13 protein-coding genes are annotated in these 18,144 nt (G+C 46.5%); 7 read left to right on the forward strand and 6 right to left on the reverse strand.

Features of this window, described 5'->3' with window-relative positions; translation table 11 throughout:
- The first annotated feature begins 116 nt into the window (after positions 1-116).
- The 6 genes from HMPREF0663_RS03885 (at position 117) to HMPREF0663_RS03915 (ending at position 11,284) form a co-directional block, all read left to right on the forward strand.
- Positions 117-785 (forward strand): Crp/Fnr family transcriptional regulator, encoded by a 669-nt coding sequence (locus HMPREF0663_RS03885; protein ID WP_004368913.1) that lies wholly within the window; start codon positions 117-119, stop codon positions 783-785.
- Entirely contained in the window at positions 782-2,503 is a 1,722-nt protein-coding gene (locus tag HMPREF0663_RS03890) for an RluA family pseudouridine synthase (RefSeq protein WP_004368914.1), read from the forward strand. Before HMPREF0663_RS03885 ends, HMPREF0663_RS03890 begins: the two co-directional genes overlap by 4 nt.
- Positions 2,504-3,014: 511 nt before the next feature.
- Entirely contained in the window at positions 3,015-3,614 is a 600-nt protein-coding gene (locus tag HMPREF0663_RS03895; RefSeq protein ID WP_004368915.1) for a calycin-like domain-containing protein, read from the forward strand.
- A gap of 293 nt (positions 3,615-3,907) precedes the next feature.
- A complete protein-coding gene (locus tag HMPREF0663_RS03905; protein WP_004368917.1) occupies positions 3,908-5,737 on the forward strand; it encodes a CocE/NonD family hydrolase in 1,830 nt (609 codons plus the stop codon).
- A 292-nt stretch (positions 5,738-6,029) separates the two neighbouring features.
- The gene (locus HMPREF0663_RS03910) at positions 6,030-9,413 is read left to right on the forward strand and encodes a SusC/RagA family TonB-linked outer membrane protein (RefSeq protein ID WP_004368918.1); all 3,384 of its coding nucleotides are present in this window, start codon (positions 6,030-6,032) and stop codon (positions 9,411-9,413) included.
- A gap of 23 nt (positions 9,414-9,436) precedes the next feature.
- Positions 9,437-11,284 (forward strand): RagB/SusD family nutrient uptake outer membrane protein, encoded by a 1,848-nt coding sequence (locus HMPREF0663_RS03915; RefSeq protein ID WP_004368919.1) that lies wholly within the window; start codon positions 9,437-9,439, stop codon positions 11,282-11,284.
- A 166-nt stretch (positions 11,285-11,450) separates the two neighbouring features.
- On the opposite strand, the gene HMPREF0663_RS03920 is transcribed toward HMPREF0663_RS03915, so the two are convergent.
- On the reverse strand, positions 11,451-11,843 hold the full coding sequence (locus HMPREF0663_RS03920) for a hypothetical protein (protein WP_004368921.1): 393 nt from the start codon (positions 11,841-11,843) through the stop codon (positions 11,451-11,453).
- 227 nt (positions 11,844-12,070) lie between these two features.
- On the opposite strand from HMPREF0663_RS03920, the gene HMPREF0663_RS03925 reads away from it, so the two are divergent.
- Entirely contained in the window at positions 12,071-12,850 is a 780-nt protein-coding gene (locus HMPREF0663_RS03925) for an ABC transporter ATP-binding protein (protein ID WP_004368923.1), read from the forward strand.
- A gap of 2 nt (positions 12,851-12,852) precedes the next feature.
- On the opposite strand, the gene HMPREF0663_RS03930 is transcribed toward HMPREF0663_RS03925, so the two are convergent.
- The 5 genes from HMPREF0663_RS03930 to HMPREF0663_RS03950 all read right to left on the reverse strand — a co-directional run bounded on the left by HMPREF0663_RS03930 (position 12,853) and on the right by HMPREF0663_RS03950 (position 17,992).
- Entirely contained in the window at positions 12,853-13,737 is an 885-nt protein-coding gene (locus HMPREF0663_RS03930; protein ID WP_004368924.1) for a PfkB family carbohydrate kinase, read from the reverse strand.
- A 228-nt stretch (positions 13,738-13,965) separates the two neighbouring features.
- The gene (locus tag HMPREF0663_RS03935; protein WP_004368925.1) at positions 13,966-14,826 is read right to left on the reverse strand and encodes a helix-turn-helix domain-containing protein; all 861 of its coding nucleotides are present in this window, start codon (positions 14,824-14,826) and stop codon (positions 13,966-13,968) included.
- 5 nt (positions 14,827-14,831) lie between these two features.
- Entirely contained in the window at positions 14,832-15,734 is a 903-nt protein-coding gene (locus HMPREF0663_RS03940; RefSeq protein ID WP_004368926.1) for a helix-turn-helix domain-containing protein, read from the reverse strand.
- A gap of 116 nt (positions 15,735-15,850) precedes the next feature.
- Positions 15,851-16,672, reverse strand: coding sequence for a pyridoxamine kinase (locus tag HMPREF0663_RS03945; protein ID WP_004368927.1), 822 nt, complete (start codon positions 16,670-16,672; stop codon positions 15,851-15,853).
- Positions 16,673-16,771: 99 nt separating this feature from the next.
- A complete protein-coding gene (locus HMPREF0663_RS03950; RefSeq protein WP_004368928.1) occupies positions 16,772-17,992 on the reverse strand; it encodes an acyloxyacyl hydrolase in 1,221 nt (406 codons plus the stop codon).
- Positions 17,993-18,144 lie beyond the last annotated feature (152 nt).

Below are 18,144 nucleotides of genomic sequence, written 5' to 3' on the forward strand. Positions count from 1 at the left end.
TAAGAGCATGATGTCTTATCAGCCTGTTTACGAACAAATGCCGTGCCAAGCGCGATTATGATAACAAATGTTACCGCCGTTTGCACGTTTCGGCCAAAATAAGTATCTTTGTCGCCATGAATGATAGAATTACCAAAGCTCTTCGCCTGTGCCCCCTATTTGCGGGAATGGAGCCTTTCGAAATAGAAATGACGCTATCCGGCATCGATTATCGTATCGTTAATTACAACAAACACGACGTTTATGCGCTCGCAGGCATGCCATGTAAGTATGCCGATATCGTAATCAACGGCGAACTGGTATGCCGAATGGTGAGCCTGAGCGGCAAGCAGGTGGAAGTTAGTCGGTTGAGAGAAGGCAACATAGTGGCACCTGCGTTCATCTTTGCCAAGCACAACAGCATGGCTGTAAGCGTAGAAACAGAGGGCGAAACGGCCGTTTTGCGAATGTTACCGGCCACTCTACTGCGCTTACTCGACCAAGATGATAAGATCAGAATGAATTTTATCCGCGTTCTTTCTAACATAGACGTCTTCTTAACCCACAAGATGAAGGTGTTATCCCTATTCACTGTGCGCGAGAAAGTGACTTACATGCTCCTTGAACAGGCCGGTCGGCAAGGTTCCGACGTAATTAAATTAGACAAATCGCGGCAGGAAATCGCCGATAGCTTCGGCATACAGAAGTATTCGCTGCTGCGTGTATTGGCGGAACTGGCCAAGAACGAGGCCATCAGGATAGAGGGAAAAACCATCACGATACTCGACAGAAAGAAAATGAAATGACCTTTCACCGGCTTTATACCGACATTCTTCCACCCGATACATTTACCGATCCGTTCTGCTATGAGCCCCATCCGTTGTGCCTGATGGCCGTAAACGATTTGATCGGCCGCATTGAAAAGCCGGAGAATACGAGCAATACGGCTTTCCTGAACGAGGCAAGACAGGGCAAAATGTTCGGTGTATTGGTAGCGCAGAAGCCCCAGCCAAGCGCATCGGGAGCAATGCCTATCGGCTACATAGCGGCTTATTCCGGACAAATATGCGGCAAGAGCAACTGGCAGGGGTTTGTTCCAGCGGCGTTCGACTATCTGCAAACCGGCGGTTATTTCAAGCTCCATGAGCAGGAAATATCCGATATAAATAAAAAGGTGGAGACTCTCGAGACCGACAACCATTATCTGCAACAGCAACAAGAGCTGCATTTGTTGCACCGAGAAGCCGAAAGAACGATCGAAGAATATAAAAACACCATCAGAAAAGCCAAGGAAAAACGCGACCGCCTGCGCCTTCAAACTCCGACAAATGCCACAGACGAAACTAACATGATACGCGAAAGCCAGTTCATGAAAGCCGAACTGAAGCGCATGAAGCAGCGGTTCCGCGCTGCTATAGCCGAGAAAGAAACACTGTTGAAGGATAAAGAAGCGGAGATAGAACTGCTGAAGAAAGCACGTAAACAGAAGTCTGATGCTCTTCAGCGGTGGCTCTTCGAGCATTTCACCATGCTCAATGCCGAAGGAGAACGGCGCAATTTGATCGATATATTTGCCGAAGAAGCGGGAAAGATGCCGCCCGCAGGCAGCGGAGAGTGCTGCGAACCCAAGCTCTTGCAGTATGCCTACCGCCACCGGCTGCACCCTCTGTGCATGGCAATGTTTTGGTATGGAGCCTCTCCGAAAGACGAAATCCGCCATCATCTGCACTATTATCCGGCCTGTAACGGCAAGTGTAAGCCTATTCTCTCGTGGATGCTTCGCGGACTGCCCGTAGCCCCGTCTGCCACACACTTTGCGACTACCCCCAACAGACCTACAACTTGTGCTCCTTACACCATAGCCCTATCGCCGACAAACGCCACATCTGTGCCAGATATACCTATTGTCTACGAAGATGAAGCGATAGTTGTAATCAACAAACCCGCAGGAATGTTGAGCGTTCCGGGCAAAGCCTGTGCGCTTTCGGTGTACGACCTGATGCGCATGCGCTATCCCGACAGCAACAGTCCGCTTATCGTTCATCGCCTCGACATGGCCACGAGCGGGCTCCTCATCATAGCCAAAACCAAGAATGCCCACCGCATATTGCAGCGACAATTCGCCGAACACACCATACGGAAGCAATATATAGCCGTGCTCGATGGCGTGCCCGACAGTTGCAGATGGCCTTCTGCCGGCATTATCTCACTGCCCTTGCGCCCCGACTTAGCTGACCGACCTCGACAGCTCGTCGACTTTGAACATGGTAAAGAGGCTGTTACGGAGTACAAGATATTGCGAACTGCGGGCGAAGAAACGCGCATCGCGCTCTTTCCCCATACGGGGCGAACGCATCAGTTGCGCATTCACTGCGCTCATCCTTATGGTCTGAACTGCCCGATCAAAGGCGATAATCTCTACGGCACGCGTTCGCAGCGGCTCTACCTGCATGCCGAAAGTATGGAGTTTATACACCCTGTAAGCGGCAGATGCATAAAATTAAGCGCCGAGGCGGAGTTTTGAAAGGGGAAAAGGTAAAAAAGTAAAGGGGTAAAAAGGCAAAAGAACAATGTTAACGATGCAGTCTATAACAGACAGATGCACCGTTTAAGAGTAAAACTCCTATGATTTATGTCAGGTAAATATGTTATATAAAATCGGCGATAGTCTATTTGTGGGGCATAGATATGAGATTTTTTGCAAATAGGTGTTCCGCATAAATCCGCTTTTCTCTCCGCTCGACCTCATTTCTTACAAGGACTTATAACTGTCAAATCCCCACATAATCATCTTCCAATGTCTTTCTATCTTCTCTTCTTGCTCCCCTTTCCTCTTTCCTCTGTACCCTTTATCTTTCCTCCATGTTTCCCTCTCTTCCTTTCCTCAATTCCCCTATTTTATCTAAAAAACGCTTAAAATTATCCTAAATGTCTTATTTATTTTGAGATATTTCCATTTTTTCGTATCTTTGCAAGCAAATCAAACATATCGATATGGATGATTTATCAATATTAATATAAGAATGTAAGTAAGGATGAACAGATTATTAATAATAATTTCCGTATTGTTTTTTGCACTTACAACTTCGGCACAAACCGATGTTTCGGCCGTTTACGGCACTTACGACGGCAATCTTTATACCGAAATCGGTAAGCCTGCCACCACTACAGGTACCCCCAAGAAAGTGAAGATAGAGGTTGCCAAAGGCACGAAAGAGAACACTGTAAACCTTACAATACAGAATTTCGTGTACGGAATTTTACAATTTAAAGACATAACGCTTGATAATGTGGGCGTAACTCTATCGAATGATGGCTGTACTTTTGCAAAAGTAACCGAGAAAGAAGTAGAAGTAGAGACCAAAAACGGCCTAAGTTTGTATCTTTTCATATCTTTAGACGATACTAAGAGTTATGTAAAAGACGGAAAGATGTGGCTGGATATGAAGATAAGATATACAACCACCTATATTTATTCTATCTTTAATGGCAATAAAGTTGTTACGGGAATAGATCTGCCAGTGGCTTCCGAACAGACTAAAGACATGAAGTATTACGATTTGAGCGGTCGGCGAGTTGTAAAACCACATAAAGGTATTTATATTGTAAATGGTAAAAAAATCATTATAAGGTAGGGTGTTGTAATTCTATCTACTGCGCGTGATGCGTATTTTTTTTATAGCTCTCTATGTAAGTTGGGCCTTTTGAGCCCAACTTTTTTATGCAATAATGGCAACAAATATCAAATATTTCGCTTTTTTGCACTATCTTTGCATAAAATAGGCGGCACCTCAACAAATTGAAACAAGTTTCTTTGTATTCGGTTTGCACTATCTTTGCATAAGATAGGCGGCGCCTCAACAAATTGAAACAAGTTTCTTTGTATTCGGTTTGCACTATCTTTGCAACAATCAAAAAACACAAAAACATGAATTACAAGCAGATTGTCCTGTATTTATTTCTTTCGTTTTCGACTTTTCAAGGGTACTCGCAACCGGCCGAGAAGCAACAGATTGAAAACGAATACGCCAAGCGCGAAGTGATGATACCTATGCGCGATGGGACGAAATTGTACACGGCTATCTACGAACCACGTACCAAACAGCAGCGTCATCCTATACTTATGTTCCGCACACCCTACGGTAGCGGGCCCTACGGAAAGCAGTTTACCGGTACTCTCAAGAGCGAATTGCGGCATTACACCGCCAAGAATTATATTATTGTCTGGCAGGATGTGCGCGGCAGGTATATGAGCGAAGGCGAATATGAGAACATGAGACCGGTGGTATTGGCACGGGGCGAAAAAACTAACGATGTGACCGATGCCTACGATACGGCCGACTGGCTGGTGAAACATACGCACAACAACGGCTGTATAGGTGTTACAGGTAGCTCGTATCTGGGCTATTACGCTCTTACGGCGGCACTATGTAAGCATCCTTCCATTAAGGCTGTATGCCCGCAGGCACCCATCGGAGATTGGTTTATGGGCGATGACGTGCACCATAACGGGGCACTGATGCTTACCGATTCGTTCCGTTTTCTGTGGGAATTCGGGCGGTATCGCAGCAATCCTTCACCCGTTGTGCCCCCTTCAAAGCCCTATTATTTTACCGATGAGTATTCGTTTTTCCTCCGTATGGGTACCATCAGCGATCTTTTGAAGTTGCAAACAGACTCGTTACCTTTTTGGAACGCCATGCTCGAGCACCCCGACTATGACAAATGGTGGCAGCTGAGAAATCCATTAAAACAATATGAAAAAATCGATATTCCGGTAATGGTAGTAGGCGGTTTGTTCGATGCAGAAGATGCATACGGAACGTGGAACTCTTATAAAGCGTTGGCTCGGCGCAGACAAGCGGCTCCCCTGTATCTGCTCATGGGCCCGTGGGAGCATGGCGGATGGCTCGGCGGGAATGGTAATCGGTTGGGTGAAATATCGTTCGGCAGCGAAGATTTAAACGACAGGTTCCGCACTTTGCAGCAACGTTTCTTTGACTATTACCTTAATCATGAAGGTGTAATGGACTTACCGCCCGTGACTATGTTCTTTACAGGCGAGAACTGTTGGCGCACTTTTGCAAAATTACCGGCCGAAAAGGTAGAAATAACACCAATATATCTCCATGCAAGGGGCGTTCTCGGGTTCGATGAACCCGCTGAAACATCTTCCTATACGCAGTATGTATCCGATCCTGCACATCCGGTTCCCTATACCAACGCCATAGGCAGACACCGTAATGCCTCATACATGACCGAAGACCAGCGTTTTGCCTTACGAAGAAACGATGTTATCGCCTTTGTTACACAGCCCTTGGAACACTCTTTAACGCTGTGCGGTGCCGTAGGTGTAAACCTTAGTACGAGTATCTCGACTACCGATGCCGATTTTGTAGTGAAGCTCATCGATGTGTTTCCCGACGATATAGACAGTAAACAGGCAGGCTATCAGATGCTGGTTCGGGGCGATATCATGCGCGGACGTTACCGTAACAGCTTCAGTAAACCCGAAGCATTTATACCCAACGAGATAGACAGAGTGGCATTTCCGTTGGCCGATATAGCCCATACGTTTCTGAAAGGTCATCGCATCATGGTACAGATACAAAGCTCATGGTTCCCGTTGGCCGACCGTAATCCGCAGCAATTCATAAACATTTATCATTGTACAAAGGGCGATTTCGTTAAATCTTCGGTAAAGATTTACCACGAAGGCACCCATGCTTCCAAGCTCATGCTACCTGTGTTGCGCTGATAGGGCTGCGAAGTAATGATCAAGAGAGGTTTTATCTCCATCGGCATATCGTTAAATTACATAAGAGAGAGGAATGGTTTATAACCGATATATTATTTTTGTATAAAAGAAATGTTAGCTGTATATCAGTACCGCGACAATAAAACTAAACTAAAATATTTGAGCCCATGATTGAATAAACATCTATTCCCGTGAGGGTGGTTGCATAATCTATGCACAGCCTGACACAATAGTGGGACCTTTGGTTCCATGATTTTACCTTTAAGTAATTATCATTTAAAACATTTACAACATGAAAAAACATTTAACAGGTAATAGACTGATTACCTATTTTTTACCCAAACGAAGTCTGATGACCATAGGTCTTGCAGGCTTATCGGCAGTGCTTTACGCCTCTTCGTCGACAGCCTCGGAAACGAACACAAGAGACCTTCTTGCCAAAGAGACTACAACTGCTGTATCCGTTTCGGCGCAACAGCAGCAGAGAAGGACTATTAGCGGACGGGTAGTCGATGACGATGGTGAGCCTCTTGTTGGCGTAAATATACAAGAGAAAGGCACTTCAAATGGAAGTTCGACAGATGTTAATGGACATTTCTCGCTCTCATTAACGAAATACAATGCACAGATAGTGATTTCTTATGTAGGCTTTTTAACGCAAACACTTACTGCCTCGGACGACATGAATATCGTCATGAAAGAAGATAACCAACAACTTGACGAAGTCGTAGTCGTAGGTTACGGCACACAGAAGAAAGTAAATCTGACGGGATCGGTAGCATCTGTGAACTTTCAGAAAGAGGCCTCGTCGCGTCCTGTTACCACTGCAGCACAGGCACTTGCAGGAATGGCTGCCGGTGTTCAGGTGCTTCAAAACTCCGGTCGCCCCAATTCAGAAGGCTTTGGCATAAGAATTCGAGGCACCGGAACATTCAACAACAGCGATCCATTGGTGTTGGTAGACGGCATGGAAATGAATCTTGCCGATGTAAATCCTAATGACATTGAGAGTATTTCCATATTGAAAGATGCGGCTTCATGCGCCATTTACGGTAATCGTGGTGCCAATGGCGTGATACTTGTTACTACGAAAATGGGACAGGAAGGTACGGTTCGTATCACTTATTCGGGTAAATTGTCGATTAATACACCATCTAAAATCGTAAGATTTGTTTCGAACTATGCAGATTATATGGGCTTTGTAAATGAAGCAGACGACAATGTAGGCGCCGGACATACCTATTCTGACGCCACTATTAAGAAATGGCGTGATGCAGAGGCCGATCCTAATGGCATCTCAGAAAGCGGGTATCCCAATTATGTGGCTTATCCGAACACCGATTGGTTCGATGAAATATATCAAACAAAGGTAATGCAAGAGCACTCTATTTCCCTGCTCGGTAACGAAAAGCGTACCAAATATAACATCGGACTTACCTATCTTGATAACCCCGGAATGATAGTTCGTTCGGGCGTAAAGAAGTATTTCATGAACTTAAACATTACATCTGACGTTACCGACTGGTTACAAGTCGGCGCTCATGCATGGGGTTATCACGATGATCAAGACCGTAACGACGTGTCAAATCTTACGGCATGGTCTTTCTTGAAGACCGTTCCGGGCATCTATCCTTACTATGATGGGCACTACGGAGGTATAGAAAATTCTGAAGAAGACGGCGCTGCAGGCAACCCGCTGCTTAACTTGAACGGCAATGGAGACTCCTATTACAAGCACAATCGTATTTATGCAACCACGCATGCACAAATAAGATTCCTGAATGACTTTACGTTTAAAACCGTCTTCGGCTATGATTATTTCCATCAACGTCATAAATATGCCGGCACTCCAAATGAGCTTTATAGCTTCAGTCGTAAGCAGGTAGTGGCCCCGGCTACATCACTCGATCAGATTTATGTTTGGATGTACACGAATCAGAATTACAATTGGAAGTGGACAAATACGCTGAATTATGGTCATACTTTCGGTAAAATACACGATGTAAATGTGCTATTAGGTTTCGAAGAAGGCAGATATTATAACGGTTTCTTAGATATGAGTAAGTACGGGATACTCGATCCGTCGATTACAGACATGAGCACTATAACAAATATGAATACTATCACGGGCAACGATAACCAGAATAAATATCGTTCATGGTTCGGACGTTTGAACTATGCTTATGGCTCCAAATATCTGTTTGAGGCAGATTTTCGTGAGGATGGATCGTCCAAATTCGCCCCCGAGAAGCGCTGGGGATTTTTCCCGTCTGTATCTGCCGGCTGGCGTATATCTGAAGAGAACTTTGCGAAGGAATCTTTCCTGAAAGAGTTTGACAATCTAAAACTACGCGTTTCTTATGGCAAGTTGGGTAATTCTTCGGTAGATGATTATGCTTTCCAATCATGGTATGAGACCGGTTACACGGTAATGGGCGGGCAGAAGGCCCCAAGTTTTTACTTGAGACAATTACCGAATATCGACATTACATGGGAGAAAACAAAGACCTTTGACTTAGGACTTGATTTTGCTTTATTGAACAATCGTTTGAGCGGAACCATCGATTATTACAGCAAATATACATCGGGTATTCTTTATAGTCCGTCGATCGGTTTGACCTATGGTGATAAAAGATCTCCGTTACAGAACCTTGCAGAGGTGAGTAACAGGGGATTAGAATTTACATTGAGATGGGAAGACCATATCGGAGATGTAACTTATGGCATAGCTGTCAACGGTACATGGAACAAGAACAGGGTAGAAAAATATAAAGGCTCTTGGATACATGGCCGGGGTGCAGATCCTAACAACCCCGGTTCCAATGTATATTATTCGAACCTTGGAGAGGTTTCTTCGGGTGAAGATGAACGCATATTGGAAGGGCACATGATGAATGAATTCTACCTTTATCAGACCTATTCGGGCGACGGCTCGTATTTCAATGCCGACGGTTCCGTAAATGTGAATGGAGGACCAAGCGACGGTATGATCAGAACAGAGGACGACATGAAGTGGTTGCAGGCAATGATATCGGCAGGACATGAGTTCCTTCCGAGACGTACTGCAGCAAAGAACGGTATTTGGTATGGCGACTATATCTTTGCAGACATAGATGGTGATGGCGTTTATGGCGGTAGCAATGACCGAAGTTTCTGTAATGTATCGAGAGAACCGAAGTTTAATTTCGGCATTCAGGCGCATGCTGAATGGAAAGGCATCGACCTTTCAATGAACTGGGGAGGAGCAACCGGCTTTAAAACTTATTGGAGGGAAATCGGTCAGAATGCATCGGATGTGGTCTATGGTCTTGCAATTCCCAAGGATATAGCTTATGATCATTATTTCTATGATCCCAGTAATCCGAACGATCCCCGTACAAATATCGCTTCTGCCAATCCGCGTCTTGTCATGACAAACCCGGGGCAAAGCGATGGTTTACACAGCACCTTGCGCCTCTATAACTGCAACTTCCTGAAACTGCGTAACCTTACATTGGGTTATACTTTCCCCAAGTTTATATGCAAAGCTATCTATGCACAGAATTTGCGTGTGTACTTTTCCGGTGAAAACCTATTGACAATAACCTCGTTCCCCGGACTTGATCCGGAGATGCGTACAGGACAAGGCTACACTACAATGCGCCAATTCTCATTCGGTTTAAACATAACATTTTAATTAAACAATGGAGATTTATTCGTATGAAAAAGAATATAATAAACATACTATCGGCAGGCATCATCCTTGCAAGTAGCATATTGCTCGGCAGTTGCGATCCCCATTTCTTGGATACCACACCGTCTAACCGTGTAAGTACGGGTACAGAGTTTTCTTCGGCAAACAAAGCAAACGCGGTGGTCAATGGGGCTTACGAGCGTTTCTATTATGAATTCATCGGCGGAGAGGCCAGAGCATGGGATCAATTTACCGAGATTATGGACTTAGATGTGAACTGGGTAAGCGGAAATGCACCATTGCTTCTGGGCTCGGCAACTGCTGCTTCCGGTCAATTTTCATACTGGTGGCGGGCTTTCTATGAAGAGATATATCGTACAAGCAATGTCATTCTGAACATTGACAAATGCCCCGATATGAGCAATGATATAAAGGCACGCAACAAAGCCGAATGCTGTTTCTTGCGTGCATGGGCCTACTATCGTGCCAATTGCTTATATAGAGGCGTGCCAATTTACACAGAACCGGTCGAATACGGTAAGGCTACCAAGGCTCGTTCTACAGAAGAAGAGGTTTGGCAGCAGGTTATAGACGACTGTACAGCTGCCATTAATGAGCCTAAACTGCCGGATAAGTATGCTACAAGCAGTTCCGATTACGGACGAGTTACCAAGGCAGCAGCCTATTACCTGCGCGGACAGGTATATCTTTGGCAGAAAGAATGGGCAAAGGCAGCAGATGATTTTAAGACAATCACTACTATGGGCTACAGTCTTTTCGGCGATTATAAGGCGATGTTCAAGGCTGCAAATGAGAAAAACGATGAGTATATTTTCCAATACCAGTACACAGACGACGACGGACTCGGCAATTATTTCTCGCAATGTTACGGCAATCGCGTAACCGTGAATAATGCTTGGAACAACTATCTGCCCAACCCGATGTTCATAGACAGTTATGAATGGGCCGACGGGAAGCCTTTCGATATCAACGAAGTGATACCGGGATACTCGCAAATGACACCCACTGCCCGCTCCGTATATTATCTGCGTGACGGCTTAAATCCCAATGCGAGCGGCACACAGCTCGATGCCGAGAACAGAGCAGGCTACAACCAAATGGTTGCTTACGGCTCTGATATGACGAAATATTTGGAGAATGGTAACGAAACACGCATCAAAAAGGTTTACGAAGGACGCGATCCACGACTGCTGATGAATATCATTACTCCTTATTCAGAGTACAAAGGAGGCTGCACACCCGACTGCTTTACTTACACGCTCCGCTGGCCTTATTTCGGTGCAGATGCCGCTTTCCCCTACGACTTGCGTACTGATACGAACGATCGTTACTACTATTTATGGCGTAAGTTCGTGATAGAAGGTCGCGAAAGCCGCACTATATGGGACAGTGACATAGATATTCCCGTCTTTCGTTATGCCGGAGCATTGCTGAGTTTGGCAGAGGCACTGAACGAACAAGGCAAGACCAACGAAGCCATTCAGTACGTAAATCAGGTTCGTGCACGTATTCCGGGGCTTGCATTGCTTAACAGTAATTCGTGGACAACCGTCACCGGACAGGACAATATGCGCGAACGTATCCGCAAAGAAATGCTGTGGGAGCTCGCCGGAGAGAACCAAATGTACTGGAAGGAGTTACGTTGGGGAACGTGGGCCGATAAGAAATTCGGCACTAACAGGCTGACCGAAACCGATCATACGAAATACAATGGAGCCAATGGCATGACGGAAATCTGGGGTACCAAGCGCTACACGTTGAATTACAACGGCGACTATGAGTTCAAATGGGCCATACCTCAGTCTGAAATAGAGCGTAACCCGAACCTCAAACAGAACGATGGATGGAAGTAAGGAGATAGGTTAAATCCTGTAAGGCATATCTTGTCAAACCGGCAGGATATGCCTTTTTTAACGCCAAATACTCGTTTTTCGGCAGCAATTTATACGGTATTGCCGGCACAGGCAGACATGCACATGCACAAAGACCGTGCCTTTGCGAAGATATCCGGCAACGTTTTTACGCCTTACCGAGCCGCTGTTTGATGGTTTCCATCTTGCGGCGTCGGTCTAAGGAATATTCTTTTCCGTTTTTATCTATAAAGTCGAACAGCGCGTAAGACTTCTCCAAAAGGAAATCGGAGAAAGGTTTCGACTCGATATCTGCTTCAACATTGAAGAGTTCGGCCAGTATCTGCATCTTGTAGAAACGGTGTTCCTCGTCCTCACCCTGCAGGGCTGTCATCACTTCATCGATGGTCGCGTTGTGATAGAGCGCATAAGGGCCCACGTACTGTTCATAAAGTTTCTTGATTTCTTCGCGCCTGTCTGTCACTTCTTTCTTATTTAGAAAGCGCTCGAGTGCCGCCATGAACTCGCGTATCAGGCGCATGATATAGTCTCGTTGAAGCATTTTTATATCGGTGTTTTATTGTTCTGAATGTATCGAAGATGCAGGTTTGCAAAGATAATAAGAAATTGCAAATAAACAAGCAACCATATATAATAATATAATAAGGTAGAAACAAAAACCATATTTTGCACAAGTACCTGCCCTGTTAGGCAATGATGAAAGGAGAAAAACGATACTTTAATCAAGAGGGGCAGACGACTTGAACTATTTTTCGTATCTTTGTAAGCATGGAAACAATTGTGCTTCATGAGCTTACCATAGGCTACCGCAACAGACGCCATGCACCTTCGGTCGTGGCATCCGGCATTTCTGCCGCCGTTACGGCAGGCAAACTCACGTGTCTTTTAGGCGCTAACGGCGTGGGAAAGTCTACGCTTTTGCGCACTCTGGCGGGCTTTCAACCCAAACTTTCGGGCGATATATTGCTGCAAGGGCGCAGCATCGACGGGTTCAACAGGAAAGAACTGTCGCACTTCATCAGCGTGGTACTGACGGAAAAGCCCGATGTTACGAACATGACAGCAGCCGAAGTAGTGGGCTTGGGACGCTCTCCGTACACGGGATTTTGGGATTCTCTAAGCGATGAAGATAAGAAAATCGTAACCGACTCCATGTGCACGACGGGCATAGGCGGTATGGCCGACCGCATGATACAGACGCTGAGCGACGGCGAGAGACAAAAGGTAATGATCGCAAAGGCACTGGCTCAGCAGACTCCCGTTATCATTCTCGACGAACCTACGGCCTATCTGGACTTCCCAAGCAAGGTAGAGATGATGCAAATACTAAAGAGATTGGCCCGACAGATGCAGAAAACAGTCTTCCTCTCTACCCACGATTTAGAGATTACCTTGCAGGTGGCAGACGAATTATGGCTGATGGATGCCGGTGGTAAACTGCACATCGGTTCGCCCGAGAAGTTGGCTGCAGAGGGCGTACTTGGGCATTTTGTAGAACGCAGCGGCATCGAATTCGATGCCCGAAACATGAGAATAAAGATTATCTGATACTATAACGTAACGTTTGTCCGCAACACACGGCGCACGTCTTCGATGCCTTTATCGAACGCACCGCTGTGCTCTAATTTCAACGTACACATGGCAGCAGCGAATTTACCCGCCTCTTCGTAGCCCATACCTTGCGAACGGCAGTACAGATAACCTGCCGAATAAGTGTCGCCGCAGCCCGTGGCATCTACCACATCGGCAGGTTTATAGGCCGGTATCTCATAGAACTTGCCCTCGGCATAGATCAATGAACCGTAGCTACCCAGCGTGATGAGCGACTCTTTTACGCCCCATTCGGCCAACTTCAGGGCTGCTGTGCGCGGGTTAGTAAGTCCGGTTATCGCCTCCATTTCGTGCTCGTTCACCTTCAACACATGGGTACAAGCCAGAATTTCTTCCTTTCCTTGCCAGTCTACAGGATATACCCGTTCGCCCTCTACCTTGCGCAGAAAGCCCTGCGCATCGATAGATATGCGGCCTTTGGCAGACAAATATCTGATGACTTCGGGCGATAAATCGTCGTTGAGCAGCGAACCTATATGAAACACTTCGGCTTCGGCCTCGGCAAGTTCGCCGATAGTAAACGGATCGGCCTTGGCAAGTACGCGCTGCGTGCGGTCGTTCTGGTCCTCACCATACTTGTTTTCGAAGAACACAGTGTGCCTGCTCGGATACACTTCTACGTCTATTCCGGCCCGCCGCATGTCTTCCACGGCCTTGATATCTTCATTGCCTATCTTCGTTATAAGTCTGAACGGCACTTTATGGGGCAACTGATTGAAGCCGTAACTGAAGTAAAAAGACGTGCCGCCCGCCATATATACGGTGTGTTTAGGGGTAATAATCTTGTCTTTAGTAATGTGTCCGATACAGCAAATAGCTCTCATAACAGGTAATTTTCTACAAATATAAGGAATTTAAACGAGGATATGGGCAAGAACACGGATTATTTGTTTCGCCGGCAATGGGAATACCCGTAAACGTAATGCTTTGCAGATGGCAGAAACAGACGGCGCATCTATGGAAGACAGATGTATTTCCCGTAGCCTTTAGAGTGCCGGTCTATCGGGCATAGATGGCATATCCGTGCATAACATGCAATAAGAATACACTCCTTACCTGTACTCCTCGGTACCTACGCCGGTAATCTTTTTAAACGCTTCTTGGAAGCACTGCGTGCTGCAGAACCCCAATGCAGCGGCCACGGAGGCATCGGTTTGGCGGTGCGCAATAATCATTTGTTTGGCGATGGCAATGCGCCTGAACTGAACGAACCTGTCGAAATCTTTGCCTGTGAGCTTTCTCAGCATGTCGTTGAAATAGGGTTCAGACATGCCGGCCCATGCTGCATACTCCTCTATACGGGGCAATCCGTCGCGACAGACGTTGCCTGCAAGCAGCTCGTCGTCCACTCTACGGCCGATAGACTCTATCTGTTCCGCATATACATCGTGGCGGGTGATGAATTGCCTGTGGTAATAACGGCAGCAATAGTTGAGCAACATCTCTATTTTGTTTACTATCAAGCGGGCGCTATACTTATCGATACCCCATTCAAGTTCGTGCTCTATGTCGGCAAAACATTGCTCCAAGGTCTTTCGTTCTGCCGTAGAAAGGTGCAAAGCCTCGGCCTTTTGATAGCTCAGAAAGTGGTAATCGGCAAGACGGGTGCCGAGTGCGGTGCCGCATAACAGGTCGGGATGAAACATCAGGAGCTGCCCCTGTTGCCCGTGTTTGCGCCCGCAAGCGATGTCGATTGTCTTTTTCGGTTTCCTGAAAAATACGGCAGAATCGGAGAAGTCGCACCCCATTCTGCCGTGCCACGGCTCGTCCGGCAAGTCTTGACGCAAGATAACAGCATAGCAGTCTACCCTTATAGTGTCTTTACTACACGGGCATGCAAGGTTTATCACGCTCACCAAGGGGTGACGTGTCTTTTCATCAAAGAGCTTGTTGCAACTGCATACGGTGTCCATAACTATTATCTTTTTCTGTATTCCGTGGGGGGTAAGCCTGTATTGCGCTTAAAGTATCGGTTGAAGTGCTGCGAATATTGGAAGCCCAAGCCATAGGCTATTTCGTTTACAGACTTCTCCGTGCCGAGCAATTCTTCCTTGGCAAGGTTCATAATCTTGTTCTGTATGTACTCTTGAGGCGTGATGCCGGTCTCCTTTTTGATAAGATCACCGAAGTAATTCGGCGAAAGAAAGCACTCAGAAGCAAAGTGTTTCACCGACGGAAGGCCCTCCTGTATGGGACGTCTGCCGTCGAAATACTCGTCGAGCAGGTTTTCGAACTTCTCTAAAATATCCTTATTAACGGCTTTGCGCGTAATGAATTGCCGCTCATAGAACCGCATACAGTAATCTAAAAGCAGCTCGATGTTGCGACAGATCAGCTTTTTGGTATGGCTGTCTATAGGGCGTTCCAACTCTTGTTCTATCTTCTGCAGGCAGTCGCAGAATATTTTTTTCTCGTCGTCGCTTAAGTGTAATGCCTCTCTTGATGAGTAAGAGAAGAACGAGTAGTTCTTTATATCGTGGCCAAGCGATGTGCCTCGTATCAAATCAGGGTGGAAGAGAATGCCCAAGGCATTAGGTTTAAAGTCGGCGGAATGCTTTACATGCACCACTTGACCGGGGGCGAACGACGTTACAGTGCCCTCCTGATAATCGTAGGGCTCGCGCCCGTAAGTGATGTCTCCGCAGAAAGTCTGCTTCAGAAACAGCGCATACACGTTGTAATGATAGGTTACTTCGGCGGGAAAGTCCTGTGCCGTGAGTTTCGACAGGTCTGTAATCGCCACCAAGGGATGGCGTGTTTCGAAGCCTAACGTGCGGTTGTAGCTGTCGATAGTGTCGATGTTGAAAATGTTCTCTGCCATAATAATGGGTTTATCGGGTACAAAATTAAAAATAAAACCGTAGCTTTTGATAAAACAAATTACGGATTTAGGTATCTTTATTACATGATTATCTGCGGCAGAAAGGCCTGCATGTCTTACAAAACCACGGCAAGAAACTTCTCCAAAGGTATGCCTCGGTTCTTGTCTTCGTTGTCTTTGTTAAGATCTATCAGCTTGTATACCGCATCCATAGCCTTGCGTGTGCTTGCCTTGAGCGACTGTTCTTGAAGCAAATACCCTATGAGTACCGCCGAAAAAATGTCGCCCGTGCCCGGAAAGTGCACCGGTATTTCGGTGTAAGGCAGGCAGAAGTATTCCTGTGTGTCGTGGTTATAGCCCATGACGGAGGGCTGATTGTCTATAGTAATCGACGTGATAAGCGCCGACTTGGGACATATCTTGCGCAGCTTATCTATAAGCGCATGGGCTTCATCAGCCGTTACTCCGTGCGGTTGATAGGCGGTGCCAGTGAGATAGCAGGCCTCGGTATAATTGGGATAGATAAGGTGCGCCACCGATATCATCTTGCGCATGTTGTCGATGGTGGCAGGTGTAATGCCGTTATACAGCTTGCCTTCGTCGCCCATAATGGGATCTACGAAGATCGTAGTGCCGTTCTGTGCCTGCTCCAAGCAGTATGCGGCGATAATGCGTGCCTGCTGTTCCGTGGTTATGAAACCCGTCGCAATGGCGTCGAAGGCGAAATGAAGCTCTTTCCACACAGGGAAAACACCCTTAATGTATTCGGTTGTGTCGAGAATATTGAACTTTCCGTAGTCGAGAGTGTTGGAAACAAGTGCCGTAGGCAGGTTGTATGTGGGCAGCCCCATATACGAGAGAATGGGCAACATGGCTGCCGTGGCCACCTTGCCGTAGCCGGCCATGTCGTTGATAAGCAATATCTGTTTCTTGTTCATTGTATCCTTTTTCGTGCAAAAATAGTGTAAAAGGCATGACCAACCAAACAAATTCGCGCAAAAGGCATGTCTGTCGTGCCGCGAAGAGGCGGAAAACGCCTATAACGTCTTGCGCTTGTGGTTGAAACGAAAGCCTATGCCGAGCATCAAATGGTTGGGGTTTTTGAAGTTTCGAAGGGTATAGCCGATGTTCAAGAAGGCATTGCGGGGCAGGCCGATCTTTAGGCCTACCATCTGATAAAGGCCGCTGAAATCGCCGCGGGCATTGACAATATTGTGGCCGATGCCTAAGTTTATCGTAAAATAAGGCATCACGAATTCTGCATGTCCGGATAGTCCGAGCGCCATCTGTTTATATCTCGGGGGTCTTACGAGTATGTCTTCGGCATCATAGTGCCGGCCTGCTTCACGGGGAGAGTCGTCCTCTTCGAAGTTTGCACTGCTGTTGTATTCGCCGTCTAACGATACTCCGACGTTCAACCAATGGCTCATATTGTACATTGGAGCAAAGCAGAAACCGAACACTCCGTACCGTCCGGACAGTATAAGGGGCTCGCCTTCTTCAGTAAGGAAACCGTTGCGGCACCACGCACCATATAACATAAGGTCGTAACTCATATGTTTCGTGAACAGCGGAATGGGTACCCGCCGGCTTCGGGTGCTGTCTGTACGGTTGATATAATAGGCTATTCCGAGGCGTGCGCCGAAGGTATTGAGCCCCGAATTAGGCAACGTGGTGTTGCCGTTCGAGAAATGCGAGAGCGATACACCCGCGTTCAAATCCAGCTGTTTGGAGATACGGTAGGCCAAGAATATATCTGCATTGATGTAAGCCGTGACCTTCGAGCCGATTACACGGTTCTCCTTATTGCTTTCTTCATCGTAAGGGTGCCAGCCGAACGTGAGCCCTAAATTCCATTCATAGTTCAGAGAAAGCCTGCGGGTGATGCCTGTAATGCGCGCACCTTGAAATATAAAGGCGGAAAACGGATTACCTAATTGCGGATTAAAGTTGTGGTAAGCCACGCCGATGCCCTGATAATTGTCGTGATATATATGAGCTTCGGCTTCGTTGCGGGGTTTACGAAAGGCATAGGTGAGTTTCAAACCCATGTCATGGTTCATGGTTCGCTCCTCAAAATTGCCTCCCCGCAGAAATTCGTGGGTATGTAAAATCATCGAAGGCAGTGCCTCTGCCTCTATGCGATGTATGGTTTTTCCTCGGCAGACGAGCGAGTCGGCACTTTCAGCCATGCCGCCTGTCGGAAGCAGAGCCAAACTCAAAAACAGCAATAAGCAAGAATATCTTCTGTCTCCCATATGTTCTTGTACGGACAAAATGATACAACGGCTACAAAAGTATATAAAAATATGTGAACTTCAAAATAAATGTACCCTTTTCATGGAATATCCGCAGGCAGATAATAATTTGCGTTTTATTTTGCCGTTCGCGGGGTTTGGTGTAACTTTGC

The organism is Hoylesella oralis ATCC 33269, from assembly GCF_000185145.2.
In the GTDB taxonomy this organism is placed as follows: domain Bacteria; phylum Bacteroidota; class Bacteroidia; order Bacteroidales; family Bacteroidaceae; genus Prevotella; species Prevotella phocaeensis.